Source organism: Pseudomonas vlassakiae (assembly GCF_014269035.2).
GTDB lineage: Bacteria > Pseudomonadota > Gammaproteobacteria > Pseudomonadales > Pseudomonadaceae > Aquipseudomonas > Aquipseudomonas vlassakiae.
The window spans coordinates 106,090-123,537 of record NZ_JABWRP020000011.1 but is presented as its reverse complement, the minus strand read 5'-3'; the positions used below and the strand labels follow the sequence as shown (position 1 = coordinate 123,537).

General features: G+C 61.6%; 25 protein-coding genes. 13 read left to right on the top strand and 12 right to left on the bottom strand.

The window, feature by feature from the left end; all coding sequences use genetic code 11:
• The first annotated feature begins 103 nt into the window (after window positions 1–103).
• The 5 genes from HU738_RS15880 to HU738_RS15860 are packed head-to-tail and all read left to right on the top strand — an operon-like array spanning window position 104 to window position 3,883.
• Window positions 104–505, top strand: coding sequence for a FagA protein (locus tag HU738_RS15880; protein WP_186603594.1), 402 nt, complete (start codon window positions 104–106; stop codon window positions 503–505).
• The gene (locus HU738_RS15875; protein ID WP_186603595.1) at window positions 498–1,874 is read left to right on the top strand and encodes a class II fumarate hydratase; all 1,377 of its coding nucleotides are present in this window, start codon (window positions 498–500) and stop codon (window positions 1,872–1,874) included. The genes HU738_RS15880 and HU738_RS15875 overlap by 8 nt, the downstream gene beginning before the upstream one ends.
• Before the next feature lie 29 nt (window positions 1,875–1,903).
• Window positions 1,904–2,365, top strand: a complete 462-nt coding sequence (locus HU738_RS15870) for a DUF2753 family protein (protein ID WP_186603596.1) — start codon at window positions 1,904–1,906, stop codon at window positions 2,363–2,365.
• Between the two features lies 1 nt (window position 2,366).
• Window positions 2,367–2,978, top strand: a complete 612-nt coding sequence (locus HU738_RS15865) for a superoxide dismutase (protein WP_186603597.1) — start codon at window positions 2,367–2,369, stop codon at window positions 2,976–2,978.
• Between the two features lie 11 nt (window positions 2,979–2,989).
• Window positions 2,990–3,883, top strand: a complete 894-nt coding sequence (locus tag HU738_RS15860; protein ID WP_186603616.1) for a ZIP family metal transporter — start codon at window positions 2,990–2,992, stop codon at window positions 3,881–3,883.
• Window positions 3,884–3,901: 18 nt separating this feature from the next.
• On the opposite strand, the gene HU738_RS15855 is transcribed toward HU738_RS15860, so the two are convergent.
• From HU738_RS15855 to HU738_RS15800, 12 genes are all read right to left on the bottom strand, one after another.
• Window positions 3,902–4,222, bottom strand: a complete 321-nt coding sequence (locus HU738_RS15855; RefSeq protein ID WP_176508702.1) for a helix-turn-helix domain-containing protein — start codon at window positions 4,220–4,222, stop codon at window positions 3,902–3,904.
• Entirely contained in the window at window positions 4,215–4,586 is a 372-nt protein-coding gene (locus HU738_RS15850; protein ID WP_186603598.1) for a type II toxin-antitoxin system RelE/ParE family toxin, read from the bottom strand. Before HU738_RS15850 ends, HU738_RS15855 begins: the two co-directional genes overlap by 8 nt.
• 91 nt (window positions 4,587–4,677) lie before the next feature.
• On the bottom strand, window positions 4,678–4,950 hold the full coding sequence (locus HU738_RS15845; protein ID WP_186603599.1) for an HPr family phosphocarrier protein: 273 nt from the start codon (window positions 4,948–4,950) through the stop codon (window positions 4,678–4,680).
• A 20-nt stretch (window positions 4,951–4,970) separates the two neighbouring features.
• The gene (gene rapZ, locus HU738_RS15840; protein WP_176508699.1) at window positions 4,971–5,825 is read right to left on the bottom strand and encodes an RNase adapter RapZ; all 855 of its coding nucleotides are present in this window, start codon (window positions 5,823–5,825) and stop codon (window positions 4,971–4,973) included.
• Window positions 5,826–5,827: 2 nt separating this feature from the next.
• Window positions 5,828–6,292, bottom strand: a complete 465-nt coding sequence (ptsN, locus tag HU738_RS15835; RefSeq protein ID WP_085673595.1) for a PTS IIA-like nitrogen regulatory protein PtsN — start codon at window positions 6,290–6,292, stop codon at window positions 5,828–5,830.
• 12 nt (window positions 6,293–6,304) lie between these two features.
• On the bottom strand, window positions 6,305–6,613 hold the full coding sequence (gene hpf, locus HU738_RS15830; protein WP_003255135.1) for a ribosome hibernation-promoting factor, HPF/YfiA family: 309 nt from the start codon (window positions 6,611–6,613) through the stop codon (window positions 6,305–6,307).
• A 78-nt stretch (window positions 6,614–6,691) separates the two neighbouring features.
• Window positions 6,692–8,185, bottom strand: a complete 1,494-nt coding sequence (locus HU738_RS15825) for an RNA polymerase factor sigma-54 (RefSeq protein WP_176508698.1) — start codon at window positions 8,183–8,185, stop codon at window positions 6,692–6,694.
• A 176-nt stretch (window positions 8,186–8,361) separates the two neighbouring features.
• A complete protein-coding gene (gene lptB, locus HU738_RS15820; protein WP_060511298.1) occupies window positions 8,362–9,087 on the bottom strand; it encodes an LPS export ABC transporter ATP-binding protein in 726 nt (241 codons plus the stop codon).
• On the bottom strand, window positions 9,088–9,612 hold the full coding sequence (gene lptA / locus HU738_RS15815) for a lipopolysaccharide transport periplasmic protein LptA (protein WP_027595608.1): 525 nt from the start codon (window positions 9,610–9,612) through the stop codon (window positions 9,088–9,090).
• Window positions 9,599–10,171, bottom strand: coding sequence for an LPS export ABC transporter periplasmic protein LptC (gene lptC, locus HU738_RS15810; protein WP_176508697.1), 573 nt, complete (start codon window positions 10,169–10,171; stop codon window positions 9,599–9,601). Before lptC ends, lptA begins: the two co-directional genes overlap by 14 nt.
• 8 nt (window positions 10,172–10,179) lie before the next feature.
• Window positions 10,180–10,704 (bottom strand): KdsC family phosphatase, encoded by a 525-nt coding sequence (locus HU738_RS15805; RefSeq protein ID WP_176508696.1) that lies wholly within the window; start codon window positions 10,702–10,704, stop codon window positions 10,180–10,182.
• A 14-nt stretch (window positions 10,705–10,718) separates the two neighbouring features.
• Window positions 10,719–11,693: a KpsF/GutQ family sugar-phosphate isomerase gene (locus tag HU738_RS15800; protein ID WP_176508695.1), complete on the bottom strand. Its 975-nt coding sequence runs from the start codon at window positions 11,691–11,693 to the stop codon at window positions 10,719–10,721.
• Window positions 11,694–11,940: 247 nt separating this feature from the next.
• On the opposite strand from HU738_RS15800, the gene HU738_RS15795 reads away from it, so the two are divergent.
• From HU738_RS15795 to hisG, 8 genes are all read left to right on the top strand, one after another.
• The gene (locus HU738_RS15795; protein ID WP_043213285.1) at window positions 11,941–12,750 is read left to right on the top strand and encodes an ATP-binding cassette domain-containing protein; all 810 of its coding nucleotides are present in this window, start codon (window positions 11,941–11,943) and stop codon (window positions 12,748–12,750) included.
• Entirely contained in the window at window positions 12,750–13,547 is a 798-nt protein-coding gene (gene mlaE / locus HU738_RS15790; RefSeq protein ID WP_054885955.1) for a lipid asymmetry maintenance ABC transporter permease subunit MlaE, read from the top strand. Before HU738_RS15795 ends, mlaE begins: the two co-directional genes overlap by 1 nt.
• The gene (gene mlaD, locus HU738_RS15785) at window positions 13,547–14,032 is read left to right on the top strand and encodes an outer membrane lipid asymmetry maintenance protein MlaD (RefSeq protein ID WP_054885956.1); all 486 of its coding nucleotides are present in this window, start codon (window positions 13,547–13,549) and stop codon (window positions 14,030–14,032) included. The genes mlaE and mlaD overlap by 1 nt, the downstream gene beginning before the upstream one ends.
• 9 nt (window positions 14,033–14,041) lie before the next feature.
• A complete protein-coding gene (locus tag HU738_RS15780) occupies window positions 14,042–14,689 on the top strand; it encodes an MlaC/ttg2D family ABC transporter substrate-binding protein (protein ID WP_176508694.1) in 648 nt (215 codons plus the stop codon).
• Window positions 14,686–14,988, top strand: a complete 303-nt coding sequence (locus HU738_RS15775; RefSeq protein ID WP_176508693.1) for an STAS domain-containing protein — start codon at window positions 14,686–14,688, stop codon at window positions 14,986–14,988. The genes HU738_RS15780 and HU738_RS15775 overlap by 4 nt, the downstream gene beginning before the upstream one ends.
• Window positions 14,989–15,106: 118 nt before the next feature.
• Window positions 15,107–15,346 (top strand): BolA family protein, encoded by a 240-nt coding sequence (locus HU738_RS15770; RefSeq protein WP_003255121.1) that lies wholly within the window; start codon window positions 15,107–15,109, stop codon window positions 15,344–15,346.
• Between the two features lie 23 nt (window positions 15,347–15,369).
• Window positions 15,370–16,635, top strand: coding sequence for a UDP-N-acetylglucosamine 1-carboxyvinyltransferase (gene murA, locus HU738_RS15765; RefSeq protein WP_054885959.1), 1,266 nt, complete (start codon window positions 15,370–15,372; stop codon window positions 16,633–16,635).
• Window positions 16,636–16,797: 162 nt separating this feature from the next.
• Window positions 16,798–17,433, top strand: a complete 636-nt coding sequence (gene hisG / locus HU738_RS15760; RefSeq protein ID WP_054885960.1) for an ATP phosphoribosyltransferase — start codon at window positions 16,798–16,800, stop codon at window positions 17,431–17,433.
• The last annotated feature ends 15 nt before the right edge of the window (window positions 17,434–17,448 follow it).

The window sequence follows — 17,448 nt, the reverse complement described above, 5'->3', positions numbered from 1 at the left end:
AATGAAACCCGGCCATCGTGCCGGGTTTTTCTTTCCTCGTTTGATGCTTGAAGTGATTCTATTTATCAATTAATAATGAATATCATTATCTGGCCACCTGGCGATGATGTTCATGAAACCCCTCCTGCGCGAACTGCCTTACCTGGAAAACTGGCGCTGGCTCAGCCGGCGTATCCGCTGCGCCCTTGAACCCGATGAGCCGCGCCTGATCGAGCACTACCTGGCCGAAGGCCGTTACCTGGCGTGCTGCACCGAAACTTCGCCATGGACCGTGGCGCTGACCTCCTTCCGCCTGCTGCTGGATACCGCTTGCGACCGCATGTTGCCGTGGCATTGGCGCTGCCTGTGCCTGGACCAGGCCTGGCGACCGCTGCTCGACCTGCGCAACCTCGATCGCCACGAGCGGAACCTGCGCTGGCAGCCTTATGCCCTGCAACTGGCCAGCTGCCGGCTGCTGCCGTCGATTTCTCCCGATGAACTGATGCAAGGATTTGAACATGAGTGATACCCGTATCGAGCGTGACAGCATGGGCGAGCTGCAGGTGCCGGCCAAGGCCCTGTATGGCGCGCAGACCCAGCGCGCGGTAGATAACTTTCCGATCAGCGGCCAGCGCATGCCCGCCCAGTTCATCCGCGCCTTGTTGCTGGCCAAGGCCGCTGCGGCCCGGGCCAACATCGAGCTGGAGCAGCTGTCGCCAGGGCAGGGCCAGGCCATCGTCGAGGCGGTCGAGCAATTGCTGGCCGGAGATTTCATCCAGCACTTTCCGGTGGATGTGTTCCAGACCGGCTCGGGGACCAGCTCGAACATGAACGCCAACGAGGTGATCGCCACCTTGGCCAGCCGCGTGCTCGGTGAGCCGGTCAATGCCAATGACCACGTCAACTGTGGCCAGAGCAGCAACGACATCATCCCCACCACCATTCATGTCAGCGCCGCGCTGGCGCTGCATGAGCAACTGCTGCCGGCGTTGAGCCACCTCGTTCAGGTGATCGAGGCCAAGTCGCGCCAGGTGCATCAGTATGTGAAGACCGGCCGCACCCACCTGATGGACGCCATGCCAGTGCGCATGAGCCAGGTGCTCGATGGCTGGGCTGCGCAGGTCAATGGCGCCAAAGCACATCTTGAAGCGACCCTGCCGAGCCTGCAGGCATTGGCCCAGGGTGGCACCGCAGTGGGCACCGGGATCAACGCCCACCCACAGTTCGCCGCCGGCTTCGCGCGTCAACTGAGCGGGCTTACCAAGGTTGAGTTCACCCCTGGCCATAACCTGTTCGCGCTGATCGGTTCCCAGGACACCGCCGTGGCGCTGTCTGGCCAGCTCAAGACCACCGCCGTGGCGCTGATGAAGATCGCCAACGACCTGCGCTGGATGAACTCAGGCCCCTTGGCTGGCCTGGGCGAAATCGAGCTGCAGGGCCTGCAGCCGGGTTCGTCGATCATGCCGGGCAAGGTCAACCCGGTCATCCCGGAAGCCACTGCCATGGTCGCCGCCCAGGTCATTGGCAATGACGCCACCATCGCTGTGGCCGGGCAATCGGGAAACTTCGAGCTTAACGTGATGCTGCCGGTGATCGCCCGCAACTTGCTGGAGAGCATCGAGCTGATGGCCAACGCCAGCCGACTGCTGGCCGACAAGGCGATTGCCAGCTTCAAGGTCAACGAGGGCAAGCTCAAGGAAGCCCTGGCGCGCAACCCGATCCTGGTCACCGCGCTGAACCCGATCATCGGCTACCTCAAGGCTGCCGAAATCGCCAAGACCGCTTACCAGCAGGGCCGCCCGATCATCGAGGTGGCACTGGAGCACACTGACCTGTCGCGCGACCAGCTCGAAGCACTGCTGGATCCGGAAAAACTCACCGCTGGCGGCATCTGACACGCTCTGGCGCCTAGGGGAAGCATCTCATGCAGCACTGGAAACGCACGACCGAGGCAGCCAACCGCCTGTTCGAACAGGGCGAGCTGGTCGATGCCCGGGAACATTACCTGCAAGCACTGGCCCTTGCCCAGGTGCTGTTCGAGCGCTGGCATGACGTCGACGAAGCGGTGGCCGCGCTGGTCATCGCCCACCATAACCTGGCCGATTTGCATCTGCGTCTGAACCAGCCGCACGAGAGCGCCGACTATCTGTGTGCCGCCCATCAGCGCTTGCTCCAGGCCAGTCAGGATGCGCGTTTGCCGCAGGCGCTGCGTGATGCCGCACTGCGCCATAGCGGGCGCACCTACACCGAACTGCTGAGTTTTATCGCCGAATACGGCCAGTATCCGCGTACCGAGCGCCTGCTCAACTGCCACGGCGCCGAGGCCAGCGAACTTGCTGCCCAGCCGGACGTGGCGCCCAGAACCCATGCCTACGGAATCCATTGACATGCCGCATACCTTGCCTGCACTGACTTACGCCTACGATGCACTGGAACCGCACATCGATGCGCAAACCATGGAAATCCACCACACCAAGCACCACCAGACCTACGTCAATGGCCTGAATGCGGCCATCGAGGGCACCGAGTGGGCCGAATGGCCGGTCGAGAAACTGGTCGGCGCAGTCAAGCAACTGCCCGAGAACCTGCGCGGTGCAGTCACCAACCACGGCGGCGGCCACGCCAACCACAGCCTGTTCTGGTTGGTCATGTCGCCCAAGGGAGGTGGTCAGCCACAAGGCCCGCTGGCCAAGGCCATTGACGCCGAGCTGGGTGGTTTCGAGGCATTCAAGGAGGCATTCACCAAGGCGGCGCTGACCCGCTTTGGCAGCGGCTGGGCGTGGCTCAGCGTCACCCCGCAGAACAAGCTGGTGGTGGAAAGCAGTGGTAACCAGGACAGCCCGCTGATGCATGGCAACACGCCGATCCTAGGCCTGGACGTGTGGGAACACGCCTATTACCTGAAGTATCAGAACCGCCGACCGGAATACATTGGCGCTTTCTATAACGTGATCGACTGGGCGGAAGTGGATCGCCGCTATCACGAAGCCCTGAAGTGAGTCGGCCCGGTATGCGCGCTGAGGTGATGTCCGTCAGCAGTGTGCGGCTATTCCGGTTGGCACTGGGCACCTTGCTGTTGCTGGCCGGCACGGCGTTGCTGCTGGCTCGAGGCATTGCCTGGCTGGACCTGGAACCGCGCATGTTACGCGCGCTGGAAGGCGGCGCTCTGTGCGCACTGGGTACGGCGCTGGGCGCGGTACCGGTGCTGGTGATTCGCAATATGCCGGTAGCCCTGGCCGACACCTTGCTGGGCTTCGGGGCAGGGGTGATGCTGGCGGCCACGGCGTTCTCGCTGATCCTCCCCGGGCTGGATGCCGCCCAGGCCATCGGCTTCAGCCCATGGGGCGCCGGTGGCCTGATCAGCTTCGGCCTGATGCTCGGTGCCCTGTGTCTGTTTCTGGTAGACCTCAAGGTCTCTGGTTCTTCGCCGAAGGCCTTGGTCGGTACGCAGAACCAGCCAGTCATCGCCGCACGAATCTGGCTGTTCGTGATCGCCATCATCGCTCACAACATCCCCGAGGGCATGGCCATCGGTGTATCTGCCGGTGGCGGCATGGCCGACGCCGACAGCCTGGCGATGGGCATAGCCTTGCAGGATGTGCCTGAAGGGCTGGTGATAGCGTTGGTGCTGGCAGGGGCGGGGATGCCCCGGTTCAAGGCATTTCTGATTGGCGCCGCTTCCGGCCTGGTCGAGCCACTGGCGGCTGTGGTCTGTGCCTGGTTGGTGAACATGGCGGAGTTGCTGTTGCCGGTGGGCCTAGCCTGTGCGGCCGGGGCGATGTTGCTGGTGGTGACCCAGGAGATCATTCCCGAGTCGCGCAGCAACGGGCATCACCGCCTTGCCAGCCTGGGGCTTTGCGTCGGCTTTTGCCTGATGATGGTGATGGATACGGCAATGTCGTGAGTCTGGACAGGGCCGGCTTCAGGCGAAGATGACTTCAACCCGGCCTTCCCGGCGGGAGCGGGGGGCTGCCTTCACCACGATTTGCACATCGCGGCCGAGGCGTGCCAGGCAATCGATCATTTTGGATTCACTGATGCCGCGGAACTTGCCACGCATCATGTCGGAGACCTTCGGCTGTGGCAGGCCAAGGACTGCGGATGCCTGCACCTGGGTCATGTGACGGGCCTTGATGATGCTGCATATCTTGCTGGCGAGATGAGCCTTCACCAACATCTCGCCAGCGTTTTCGCTGCCAAGGTCGGTATAGACGCTACCGCCGCTTTCTTCGATCTCAATCATCTCTTTCTCCTCGCGAGTGAGCTTCAGCCAGTTTCAGGCGTGACTTGATCAAGTCAATGTCGTGGCTGGAGGTCTTGATGCCAGAGGTGGATTTCTTCTGGAAGCAATGCAGGACGTAGACTGCCGAAGCAAATGCCACGGTGTACACCGCACGATAGGTGCTGCGGTTGTAGTCCTCCACGACTTCCAGCACGCCCGCTCCGCTGAACCCTTTGAGGCACTTCACCTGCAGATGCTTGCCACCTTCCTGCGCCTGGTGCAGTGCAAAACGGAAAATGTCCTGTACATCCTCTGGTAGTGCTTGAAGATCCTTTTTGCTGCTGCCCACCCAGTAAAGCGTCTTGGTTGGTTTGAATGCTTCCATAGCCTGGTCTCAATCTATACCTATATAGGTATAAAGACAACCGCGCAGGAATGCACCCTGACAATTGGCAGGGCATGTTGCAGAAAGGGGCTTACTCGCCTTCGTCGAAGTAGTTGTTGATCAGCGCCACCAGCGCATCCAGTGCCTCGCTGTCCTGCTCGCCCTCGGTCATCAGGTGCACCTGCGTACCTTTTCCCGCAGCCAGCATCATCACTGCCATGATGCTCTTGCCGTCCACAAGTTTGTCGGGCGCGCGGCCGATGCGGACCTGGCAGGGATACTTGCCGGCCACGCCGACGAACTTGGCTGCCGCCCGGGCATGCAGGCCCAGCTTGTTGATGATGGTGATTTCGCGGGCGGGCATCGTGCGGTGGATCCTGTGGGCTAGAGGTCGCGGTGGCGGACCTGGACGTTTTTCAGGGATTGCTGCAACAGCTGGCCGAGGCGCTCGGTAATGTAGACCGAGCGGTGATGGCCTCCGGTGCAGCCAATGGCGATGGTGACATAGGCGCGGTTGCTCGCGGCAAAACGTGGCAGCCATTTGAGCAGGTAGCTGGAGATGTCGTTGAACATTTCTTCGACGTCCGGCTGTGCAGCAAGGTAGTCGATGACTGGCTGCTCCAGGCCGGAATGTTCGCGCAGCTCCGGTTTCCAGTAGGGGTTGGGCAGGCAGCGTACGTCGAACACCAGGTCGGCATCGACCGGCATCCCGCGCTTGAAGCCGAATGACTCGACCAGAAAGGCGGTGCCAGGCTCAGGCTGGTTGAGCAGGCGCAACTTGATCGAATCGCGCAGTTGGTAAAGGTTGAGGCTGGTGGTATCGATCTTCAGGTCGGCAAGGTCGGCAATCGGCCCCAGCAGTTCGCTTTCAACGCGGATGGCTTCGGCCAGCGAACGGTCGGCGTTGGTCAGCGGATGGCGACGGCGGGTTTCCGAGAAGCGCTTGAGCAGCGTGTCTTCGTCGGCATCGAGAAACAGCACATCACACTGAATGTGGCGCCCACGGGCCTCCGCCAACAGCTCGGGGAAGCGTGACAGGTGGCTGGGCAGGTTGCGTGCATCGATCGAAACCGCCACTTTGGGTTGCAACAGTTCGGTATTGATCAACGCGTTCTCGGCCAGCTGTGGCAGAAGCCCGGCCGGGAGGTTGTCGATGACGTAAAAGCCATTGTCTTCCAGGACATCGAGGGCGGTGCTTTTGCCGGAGCCAGACCGGCCGCTGACGATGATCAGGCGCATGTTCAGTGCTCGTTCTGTGCGTCCAGGACAACCTGGTACAGGGCCTCGCTGCTACCGGCGGCACGCAGTCTATCGCGGACCTCCTTGCGATCGAGCATGCTGGCGATCTGGCGCAGCAGTTCAAGGTGGGCATCGGTGGCCGCCTCTGGTACCAGCAGGACGAACAGCAGATCCACCGGAGCGCCATCGATGGCGTCATAGTCGATCGGCGCATCCAGGTGCAGCAGGGCACTTACCGGGGAAGCGCAGCCTTCAAGCCGGCAGTGGGGGATGGCAATGCCATTGCCAAAGCCAGTCGAGCCCAGTTTTTCGCGAGCGATGAGCTTTTCGAAGACGTCTTGCATCGCAAGCTCAGGTACTTGCTCGGCAATCAGGTTGGCGACCTTTTCCAGGGCGCGCTTCTTGCTGCCGCCCGGCACGTTCACCAGGGAACGGCCGGGGGTCAGGATGGTTTCAAGTCGGATCATGGATGAGAGGGATCAGCGGGCAGCTGCACCTTGCAGCAGGCTTTGCTGTTTTTCCTTGTGTTTTTTCAGTTGGCGGTCGAGCTTGTCGGCCAAGGCGTCGATCGCTGCATACATGTCTTCGTGTTCCGCGTTGGCAACCACTTCACCGCCGGGAATCTGCAGGGTCGCCTCGACCTTCTGCTGCAGCTTCTCGACCTTCATGATGACCTGCACGTTGGTGATCTTGTCGAAGTGACTTTCCACCCGAGCGAGCTTTTCAAGCACGTAATCGCGCAGTGGCTGGGTGACTTCTACATGCTGTCCACTGATATTGACTTGCATACAGCTTCTCCTTTGTTGCCCGTGCATAAAGAGGCAGGTATTGCACCTGCCCCACAAACGCTGTGGCACATCCGGGGGCTACATCAGTCGCTTGCGCTCGCTCGACGGTGCGATGCCGAGGGACTCGCGGTACTTGGCGACGGTGCGACGGGCTACCTGGATGCCTTGTGCCTCCAGTAAACCAGCGATCTTGCTGTCACTCAATGGCTTTTTCTGATTTTCCGCAGCAACCAGTTTCTTGATGATCGCGCGGATCGCCGTAGACGAGCATTCTCCGCCTTCGGCGGTGCTCACGTGGCTGGAGAAAAAGTATTTCAGTTCGTAGATGCCACGCGGGGTGTGCATGTATTTCTGTGTGGTCACCCGCGAAATGGTCGACTCATGCATACCCACCGCTTCGGCGATGTCATGCAGGACCAGCGGCTTCATTGCTTCGTCGCCGTGGTCGAGGAAGCCGCGCTGGTGTTCGACGATCTGCGTGGCGACCTTCATCAGCGTTTCGTTGCGGCTCTGCAGGCTCTTGATGAACCAGCGCGCCTCTTGCAACTGGTTGCGCATGAAGGTGTTGTCGGCGCTGGTATCGGCGCGGCGGACGAAGCCGGCGTACTGCGGGTTGACCCTCAGGCGCGGGATCGCTTCCTGGTTCAGCTCGACCAGCCAGCGGTCGCTGTCCTTGCGCACGATCACGTCGGGAACCACGTATTCCGGTTCGCTCGACTCGATCTGTGAACCGGGCCGCGGGTTGAGGCTCTGCACCAGCTCGATCACTTGGCGCAGTTCGTCTTCCTTGAGCTTCATGCGGCGCATCAGCTGGCTGTAGTCGCGGCCGCCGAGCAGGTCGATGAAGTCGGTGACCAGGCGCTGGGCCTCGCTCATCCAGGGCGTGCTGGCGGGCAGCTGGCGCAATTGCAGCAGCAGGCACTCGCCCAGGCTGCGGGCGCCGACGCCGGCTGGCTCGAACTGCTGGATGCGGTGCAGCACCGCCTCGACCTCGTCAAGCTCGATATCCAGCTCCGGGTCGAAGCCTGCGCAGATTTCTTCGAGGGTATCTTCGAGGTAGCCCTGGCCGTTGATGCTGTCGATCAGGGTGACGGCGATCAGGCGGTCGGTGTCGGACATCGGTGCCAGGTTCAACTGCCACAGCAGGTGGCTCTGCAGGCTTTCGCCGGCCGATGTGCGGGTGGTGAAGTCCCACTCGTCGTCATCGTTGCTGGGCAGGCTGCTGGCGCTGGTCTGGTAGATGTCTTCCCAGGCGGTATCGACCGGAAGCTCGTTGGGGATTCGCTCGTTCCACTCACCGTCTTCCAGGGTTTCGGCACTGGTGGTGCTTTCCTGGAAGCTGTTGTCCGGGACTTCGGCGGCCGGCTTGTTCTCGACGTTGTCCGCCATCGGATCGCTGTTGTCGAAGTCGTCGCCGTCTTCCTGACGTTCGAGCATCGGGTTGGACTCCAGCGCTTCCTGGATTTCCTGCTGGAGGTCCAGGGTGGAAAGCTGAAGGAGGCGGATGGCCTGTTGCAACTGCGGGGTCATCGTCAGTTGCTGGCCCATTTTTAGGACGAGCGATGGTTTCATGGCAGGGGCTTAATACCTTGTTCGCCGGCGCGCATGCGCCATCCACTACACGAGGGCGCCAAAGCGCCAAATTCAAGCAAGATTTATGCCTCAAATTGTAGCGTTTGCCTAGAGCACTGTAACAACTTAAGCTCCTGCAGGGCATTAATGCCAGTGCTCCAGGCAGGTCCCGAGGGTCAGAGCCGGAACTCGTGGCCCAGGTAGACTTCCTTGACCAGGTCGTTGGCCAGGATGGTCTCGGCGTCCCCTTCAGCGATCAGTCGGCCATCGTTGACGATGTAGGCGGTCTCGCAGATGTCCAGGGTTTCACGGACGTTGTGGTCGGTAATCAGTACACCGATCCCCTTGGCCTTGAGGTGGTGGATGATCTGCTTGATGTCGCCCACGGAAATCGGGTCGACGCCGGCAAACGGTTCGTCCAGCAGGATGAACTTCGGTGCGGTCGCCAGGGCGCGGGCAATTTCGACGCGGCGGCGTTCACCACCGGAAAGGCTCATGCCGAGGTTGTCGCGGATATGGCTGATGTGGAATTCCTGCAGCAGGCTTTCCAGCTCTTTGCGCCGGCCTTCGCGGTCGATGTCCTTGCGGGTCTCGAGAATGGCCATGATGTTGTCGGCTACCGATAGCTTGCGGAAGATCGAGGCTTCCTGCGGCAGGTAGCCGATACCGGCGCGGGCGCGGCCGTGCATGGGCTGGTGGCTGACATCGAGGTTGTCGATCAGTACGCGCCCCTGGTCGGCCTGGACCAGCCCAACGATCATGTAGAAGCAAGTGGTCTTGCCGGCGCCGTTGGGGCCGAGCAGGCCGACGATCTGCCCGCTGTCGATCGACAGGCTGACATCACGCACGACTTGCCGCCCCTTGTAGCTCTTGGCCAGGTGCTGGGCTTTGAGGGTTGCCATTTACTCGGCCTTCTTCTTCGGCTGGATCACCATGTCGATGCGCTGACGTGGTTGAGTCACGTTGCCGCCACGACCAGCGGTCGCAACCTGGGTCTTGGTGTTGTAGACGATCTTCTCGCCTTCGGTGGTGTTGCCTTCGTTCTCGACCTTGGCGCGGTCGGTGAGGATCACCGTGTCTTTCTGCGCCTGGTACTGGATGGTCACCGCCCAGCCTTTCATCTTGTCGGGCTTGGCCGTGCTCTGTTGTTGCTCGAAGTAGGCCAGGTTGCCCACCGAGGTCACCACGTCGATGTCGCCATTGGCGGCACGGGTCATGGTCACGGTGTTGCCTTTGATCATCATCGAGCCCTGGGTGATGATCACATCGCCGGTATAGGTGGCCACGCCCTGCTTGTCGTCCAGGTGCGCGTTGTCGGCCTGGATGCGGATAGGCTGGTCACGGTCGGTCGGCAGGGCGAAGGCGCTCGCGCTTCCCAGTGCTGCGCTCAGGCTGAGCAAAAGGGGGAGGGTTTTAACGAGCCTCATACTGTCCTCTTACGTTAGAGAGCAAGTCCATCTTGCCTTCTTTCAAATACGCTTTCATTCCTTTACCCGTAGTCGTGCCACCGGCGCCGTCGATTCTAACGGCTTGCTCGGTCTGCGCATATTGCTTCTGCGGGAATACGGTCATGCGCGAGCTGGTAACGATCAATTCACGCTGCTTTTCGTCGATGCGTTGCACGCGGACCTTCTCGATCAGCTCGACCTCCGTGCCATCCGGGTTGACCTCTGCGCGTTCGCTCTGCACATGCCAAGGGTATTCGGTGCCCCGGTACAGGTGCAGGTCGGGCGTGGTCAGCAGGGTGACTTCACTGGCCCTGAGGTGCTCGACCTTGTCGGCGGTCATTTCGTATTGCAGCTTGCCATCAGGCATGAACTGCACGCTATGAGCGTTGATCGCGTAATAGTCGATGGCGCTTTCGTCAACCTGGGCGACTGGCTTGTCGAGGAAGCTTTCAGGGCTGACATTCCAGTAGCCGATTGCCGCAAGCAGGGCGGCAATCACCGCGAGCAGCGCAATATTGCGGGCTTTCTTGCTGAACATGGGCAGCCTTAAAGGTAGTTGGCGTTGGCAGCGTCCAGGGTGCCCTGGGCGTGCATGATCAGTTCACAGAACTCGCGTGCAGCACCTTCGCCACCGCGTGCCCGGGTGACGCCGTGGGCGTGCTGGCGAACGAACGGTGCGGCGTTGGCTACGGCAATCCCCAGGCCTACCCGGCGGATTACCGGCAGGTCGGGCAGGTCGTCGCCCAGATAGGCGACCTGTTCATAGCTTAGGCCCAGTTCGGCGAGCAGGCCGTCGAGCACGACCAATTTGTCTTCACGGCCCTGGTAAAGATGAGGGATACCGAGGTTTTTCGCCCGGCGCTCGACGACCGGGGTCTTGCGTCCGCTGATGATCGCCGTGGTTACGCCCGAGGCCATGAGCATCTTGATGCCTTGGCCATCCAGGGTATTGAAGGTCTTGAATTCGCTGCCATCTTCAAGAAAGTACAGGCGGCCATCGGTCAGTACGCCGTCGACGTCGAAAACGGCCAGTTTGATCGCCTTGCCGCGTTGCATGAGATCTTCAGTCATCGGTTCGTTCTCCTTTACATCACGCCGGCGCGCAGCAGGTCGTGCATGTTCAGGGCGCCGGTCGGGCGCTCGTCCTTGTCCACGACCACCAGGGCGCTGATCTTGTGGTCCTCCATGATCTTCAGGGCCTCTGCCGCCAGCATCTCGGCGCGAGCCGTCTTGCCGTGCACGGTCATGACCTGGTCGATCAGTGTGGTGTGCACATCAATGTTGCGGTCCAGGCTGCGGCGCAGGTCGCCATCGGTGAAGATCCCGGCCAGCTTGCCATCGCTGCCCACGATAACAGTCATGCCCAAACCTTTGCGGGACATTTCAAGGAGCGCGTCCTTGAGCAGTGTGCCGCACTGTACCTGGGGCAATTCGTCACCGGCATGCATGACATTCTCGACCTTGAGCAGCAGGCGGCGACCCAGGGCGCCGCCAGGGTGCGAAAAGGCGAAGTCCTCGGCGGTGAAGCCACGCGCTTCGAGCAGGGCGATCGCCAGCGCATCACCCAGTACCAGTGCGGCAGTGGTAGAGGAGGTGGGGGCGAGGTTCAGCGGGCAGGCTTCCTGAGTGACGCTGGCGTCGAGATTCACCTCGGCGGCCTGGGCCAGGGGCGAGTCCGGGTTGCCGGTCATGCTGATCAGCTGGATCCCAAGGCGCTTGATCAGCGGCAGCAGGGTCACGATCTCGGCAGTGCTGCCAGAGTTGGACAGGGCCAGGATGACGTCGTCGCGGGTGATCATGCCCATGTCGCCATGGCTGGCTTCGGCCGGATGCACGAAGAATGCTGGCGTGCCGGTGCTGGCCAGGGTGGCGGCGATCTTGTTGCCGATATGCCCCGATTTGCCCATGCCGACCACCACGACCCGGCCCTTGCTCGCCAGGATCAGCTCGCAGGCCTTGACGAAATTGGCGTCGATGCGGGCCACCAGGCCTTGAACGGCCTCGAGTTCCAGGCGCAGGGTGCGCTGGGCGGAGTGGATCAGCTCGCTGGATTGGCTCATGTCGAAAAGCAATGCCTGATTAAAAGGCGGCGATTATAGCCGCAATACAAAAAAGCCTCATCCTTTCGATTGCTTTCTCAAATGTCGTCAATGCCTGTCGATGGCCTGAACGACCTGTTCCATGCCCTTGGGGGCGTGAGGTCAGCAGTGCTATAGTTCGCCGCTATTCGGCCTGCCAGGGGCGCGTGTGCCTTCACGATGAGGGCCAGCGTCCATAAGTGCGAGGCTGCATCAGCAAGGAGTCCAGATGAGTGTGGATAGCGCCTACGCGGTCGAGTTGAAGGGAGTCACCTTCAAGCGCGGTTCGCGCAGCATTTTCAGCAATGTCGACATCCGTATCCCGCGTGGCAAGGTCACCGGGATCATGGGGCCGTCGGGTTGCGGCAAGACCACGCTGCTGCGCCTGATGGGCGCGCAGCTACGGCCGTCGAGCGGAGAAGTGTGGGTGGCCGGGCAGAACCTGCCGAGCCTCTCGCGCAGCGACCTGTTCGACGCCCGCAAGCAGATGGGCGTACTGTTCCAGAGCGGTGCGTTGTTCACCGATCTCGATGTGTTCGAGAACGTCGCCTTTCCTTTGCGCGTGCATACCCAGCTTTCGGACGAAATGATCCGTGACATCGTGTTGATGAAGCTGCAGGCGGTTGGCCTGCGCGGTGCCATCGACCTGATGCCGGACGAATTGTCCGGCGGCATGAAGCGTCGGGTGGCGCTGGCCCGGGCGATTGCCCTGGACCCGCAGATCCTCATGTACGACGAACCATTCGTCGGCCAGGACCCGATCGCCATGGGTGTGCTCGTGCGGTTGATCCGTCTGCTCAATGATGCCTTGGGCATCACCAGCATCGTGGTCTCCCATGACCTCGCCGAAACCGCGAGTATCGCCGATTACATCTATGTGGTCGGTGATGGCCAGGTGCTGGGCCAGGGGACGCCTGACGAGCTGATGGGCTCGGACAACCCGCGCATTCGCCAGTTCATGAAAGGCGACCCGGACGGCCCGGTGCCATTCCACTTTCCCGCGCCTGACTACCGCGCCGATTTGCTGGGGGCGCGGTGATGCGCAGAAAATCCTTACTCGAACGTATTCGCCTGCTCGGGCGCTCGGCGATCGACGTGCTGGCCGTGCTCGGGCGCTCGTGCCTGTTCCTGTTCCATGCACTGATCGGCCGTGGCGGCATTGGTGGCGGTTTCCAGTTGCTGACCAAGCAGCTCTACTCGGTGGGTGTGCTGTCGCTGGCGATCATTGTCGTTTCCGGCGTGTTCATCGGCATGGTGCTTGCCCTGCAGGGCTACAGCATCCTGACCAAGTACGGTTCCGAGCAGGCGGTCGGGCAAATGGTCGCCCTGACCCTGCTGCGTGAGCTCGGCCCGGTGGTCACTGCGCTGCTGTTCGCTGGCCGCGCCGGTTCCGCGCTGACCGCCGAAATCGGCAACATGAAGTCCACCGAGCAGTTGTCGAGCCTGGAAATGATCGGCGTCGACCCGCTCAAGTACATTGTTGCGCCACGCCTGTGGGCCGGTTTCATCTCGCTGCCGCTGCTGGCGCTGATCTTCAGCGTGGTCGGCATCTGGGGCGGTTCGTGGGTCGCGGTCGACTGGCTGGGCGTCTACGAAGGCTCGTTCTGGGGCAACATGCAGAACAGTGTTTCCTTTACCGACGACGTGCTCAACGGGCTGATCAAGAGCCTGGTGTTTGCCTTCGTCACGACCTGGATTGCCGTATTCCAGGGGTACGACTGCGAACCCACCTCAGAGGGGATCAGCCGCGCCACCACCAAGACCGTGGTCTATGCCTCATTGGCAGTACTGGGTCTGGACTTTATTTTGACCGCCTTGATGTTTGGAGATTTCTGATGCAAAACCGCACCCTGGAAATCGGTGTCGGCCTGTTCCTCCTGGCCGGGATCCTGGCGCTGCTGCTGCTGGCCCTGCGTGTCAGCGGGCTGTCGGCCAGCCCGAGCAGCGATACCTATAAAGTTTATGCGTACTTCGACAATATCGCGGGTTTGACGGTCAGAGCTAAAGTGACCATGGCCGGTGTCACCATCGGCAAGGTCACCGCCATCGATCTGGACCGTGATTCCTACACCGGTCGTGTGACGCTGCAGCTGGACAAGGCGGTCAACAACTTGCCGACCGACTCCACTGCTTCGATCCTGACCGCCGGCTTGCTTGGCGAGAAGTACATCGGTATCAGCGTGGGCGGTGAAGAAGACGTGCTCAAGGATGGCTCGACCATCCATGACACACAGTCGGCGCTGGTGCTGGAAGATCTGATTGGCAAGTTCCTGCTCAACTCCGTTGGCAAGGAACCAAAAGAAGCGCAACCGGCTAATTAAGGAGTTTCCATGATTTCGATCCTGCGACGTGGCCTGCTGGTGCTGCTGGCGGCCTTCCCCCTGATGGCCCTGGCCGCGCAGTCGCCGCACGACGTGGTTCAGAGCACCACCACTGAGCTGCTCAGCGACCTCAAAGCCAACAAAGAGCAGTACAAGACCAACCCGAATGCCTTCTACGATGCGCTCAACCGCATTCTCGGTCCGGTAGTGGATGCCGAAGGCATCTCGAAAAGCATCATGACCGTCAAGTACTCGCGCAAGGCCACCCCTGCGCAGATTCAGCGCTTCCAGGAGAACTTCAAGCGCAGCCTGTTCCAGTTCTATGGCAACGCGCTGCTGGAATACAACAACCAGGGCATCAGCGTCGACCCGGCCAAGGCTGACGACGGCAAGCGCGCCAGTGTGGGCATGAAGGTGACCGGCAACAACGGTGCGGTCTATCCGGTGCAGTACACCCTGGAGAACCTGGGCGGCGAGTGGAAGGTACGCAACGTCATCGTCAACGGCATCAACATCGGCAAGCTGTTCCGCGACCAGTTCGCCGATGCCATGCAGCGTAATGGCAACGATCTGGACAAGACCATCGACGGCTGGGCCGGCGAAGTGGCCAAGGCCAAGGAAGCTGCCGACAACTCGCCAGAGAAGACCGTCAAATGAGCGAGGCCGCTGTAACCATGGCCGAGCCGGGCGTGCTATGCCTGGCCGGCGAACTGGATTACCGCAGCGGGCCAGCCCTGCGCAAGCAGGGTAAGGCGCTGATCGGCGCCTGCCGTGAATCGCGTCTGCTGCTGGACTGCTCGGCCGTGGCGCGCTCCACCAGCGTTGGCCTGTCGCTGCTGCTGGCGTTCATTCGTGACGCCCAGGCTGCCGGCAAGGCCGTCGAGGTGCGCGGCATGCCTGACGACATGCGGGAAATCGCCGGGGTCTATGACCTCGATGAGGTGCTGGCAAGCTGATGGCTTGGCAGTGATGAGAGGCCCCTCGGTCGCGCGCCCTTTCGTTGGGCTTCGCAGGCGAGGGGCTTTTTTGTATGATGGCCGACCCGTGCGCATCGGGCGCCGATTGAGGTTGAGCATGCAGGCCGTAGAAGTTAAGAGCTTCCTTGAAGAGAAATTGCCGGGATCCCGGGTCGAAGTTGAAGGCGAAGGCTGCAACTTCCAGTTGAACGTGATCAGCGACGAGTTGGCTGGCCTGAGCCCGGTCAAACGTCAGCAGGCGATCTATGCTCACCTGAATCCGTGGATCGCCAATGGCAGCATCCATGCGGTAACCATGAAATTTTTCAGCAGCGCAGCCTGGGCTGAGCGCACCTGAGCCAACGTGGCGGCGAGACACCAATGGACAAACTGATTATTACTGGCGGCGCTCGTCTCGACGGCGAGATCCGCATTTCCGGCGCGAAGAACGCGGCCCTGCCGATCCTGGCAGCGACCCTGCTTGCCGATGGCCCGGTCACCGTGGGCAACCTGCCGCACCTGCACGACATCACCACCATGATCGAGCTGTTCGGGCGCATGGGCATCGAGCCTGTGATCGACGAAAAGCTGGCGGTGGAAATCGACCCGCGTACCATCAAGACCCTGGTAGCCCCTTACGAGCTGGTCAAGACCATGCGCGCCTCGATCCTGGTGCTCGGCCCCATGGTGGCGCGTTTCGGTGAAGCCGAAGTGGCCCTGCCAGGTGGCTGTGCCATCGGTTCGCGCCCGGTCGACCTGCACATCCGCGGGCTCGAGGCCATGGGCGCGAAGATCGAAGTCGAAGGCGGTTACATCAAGGCCAAGGCGCCTGAAGGCGGCCTGCGCGGCGCGCACTTCTTCTTCGACACCGTCAGCGTGACCGGTACCGAGAACATCATGATGGCTGCTGCCCTGGCCAAAGGCCGCAGCGTGCTGCAAAACGCCGCGCGTGAGCCTGAGGTGGTCGACCTGGCCAACTTCATCAACGCCATGGGCGGCAAGGTCCAGGGCGCCGGTACCGACACTATCACCATCGATGGCGTCGAGCGCCTGGCGTCGGCACACTACCGCGTCATGCCTGACCGTATCGAGACCGGCACCTACCTGGTCGCCGCTGCCGTGACCGGCGGTCGCGTCAAGGTCAAGGACACCGACCCGACCATCCTCGAAGCCGTGCTGGAGAAGCTGAAGGAAGCGGGCGCCGACCTCACCACCGGTGAAGACTGGATCGAGCTGGACATGCACGGCAAGCGGCCGAAGGCCGTCAACCTGCGTACCGCGCCGTACCCGGCTTTCCCGACCGACATGCAGGCGCAGTTCATCTCGCTGAACGCCATCGCCGAAGGCACCGGTGCGGTCATCGAGACGATCTTCGAAAACCGCTTCATGCACGTGTACGAAATGCACCGCATGGGTGCGCAGATCCAGGTTGAAGGCAATACCGCGATCGTCACCGGCGTGCCGGCACTCAAGGGTGCACCGGTCATGGCCACCGACCTGCGTGCTTCCGCCAGCCTGGTACTGTCGGCGCTGGTCGCCGAAGGCGATACCCTGATCGACCGCATCTACCACATCGACCGTGGTTACGAGTGCATCGAAGAAAAACTGCAGATGCTCGGCGCAAAAATCCGCCGCGTACCGGGCTGATAGTCTGCATGTGGGAGCGGGCTTGTTCCGCGAAGAAGCCACCGCGTTGCATGGCACCGGCTTTGCCGGTGTTCGCGGGGCAAGCCCGCTCCCACAACGAATTGAATGCGGTCGGGCTGTCGCAGCCCGGCCGGCAGTAGCCGCTTAAGGACCGACGTTCCAATGTTGACCATCGCGCTTTCCAAAGGCCGTATTCTCGACGATACCCTGCCGTTGCTGGCCGAGGCCGGTATCGTGCCGACCGAGAACCCGGACAAGAGCCGCAAGCTGATCATCCCTACCACGCAGGACGACGTGCGCCTGCTGATCGTGCGTGCCACCGACGTGCCGACCTATGTCGAGCACGGTGCCGCCGACCTCGGTGTGGCTGGCAAGGACGTGCTGATGGAGTACGGCGGCCAGGGCCTGTATGAGCCGCTGGACCTGCAGATCGCCAAGTGCAAGCTGATGACCGCCGGTGCGGTCGGTGCACCCGAGCCGAAGGGCCGCCTGCGCGTCGCCACCAAGTTCGTCAATGTCGCCAAGCGTTATTACGCCGAGCAGGGCCGCCAGGTCGACATCATCAAGCTGTACGGCTCGATGGAACTGGCACCGCTGATCAATCTTGCCGACAAGATCATCGACGTGGTCGACACTGGCAACACCTTGCGCGCCAACGGCCTGGAGCCTCAGGAACTGATCGCTACGATCAGCTCGCGCCTGGTGGTCAACAAAGCTTCCATGAAGATGCAGCACGCCCGCATCCAGAGCCTGATCGACACGCTGCGCGGAGCGGTCGAATCGCGACACCGCGGCTAATTCTCTACCTACTGC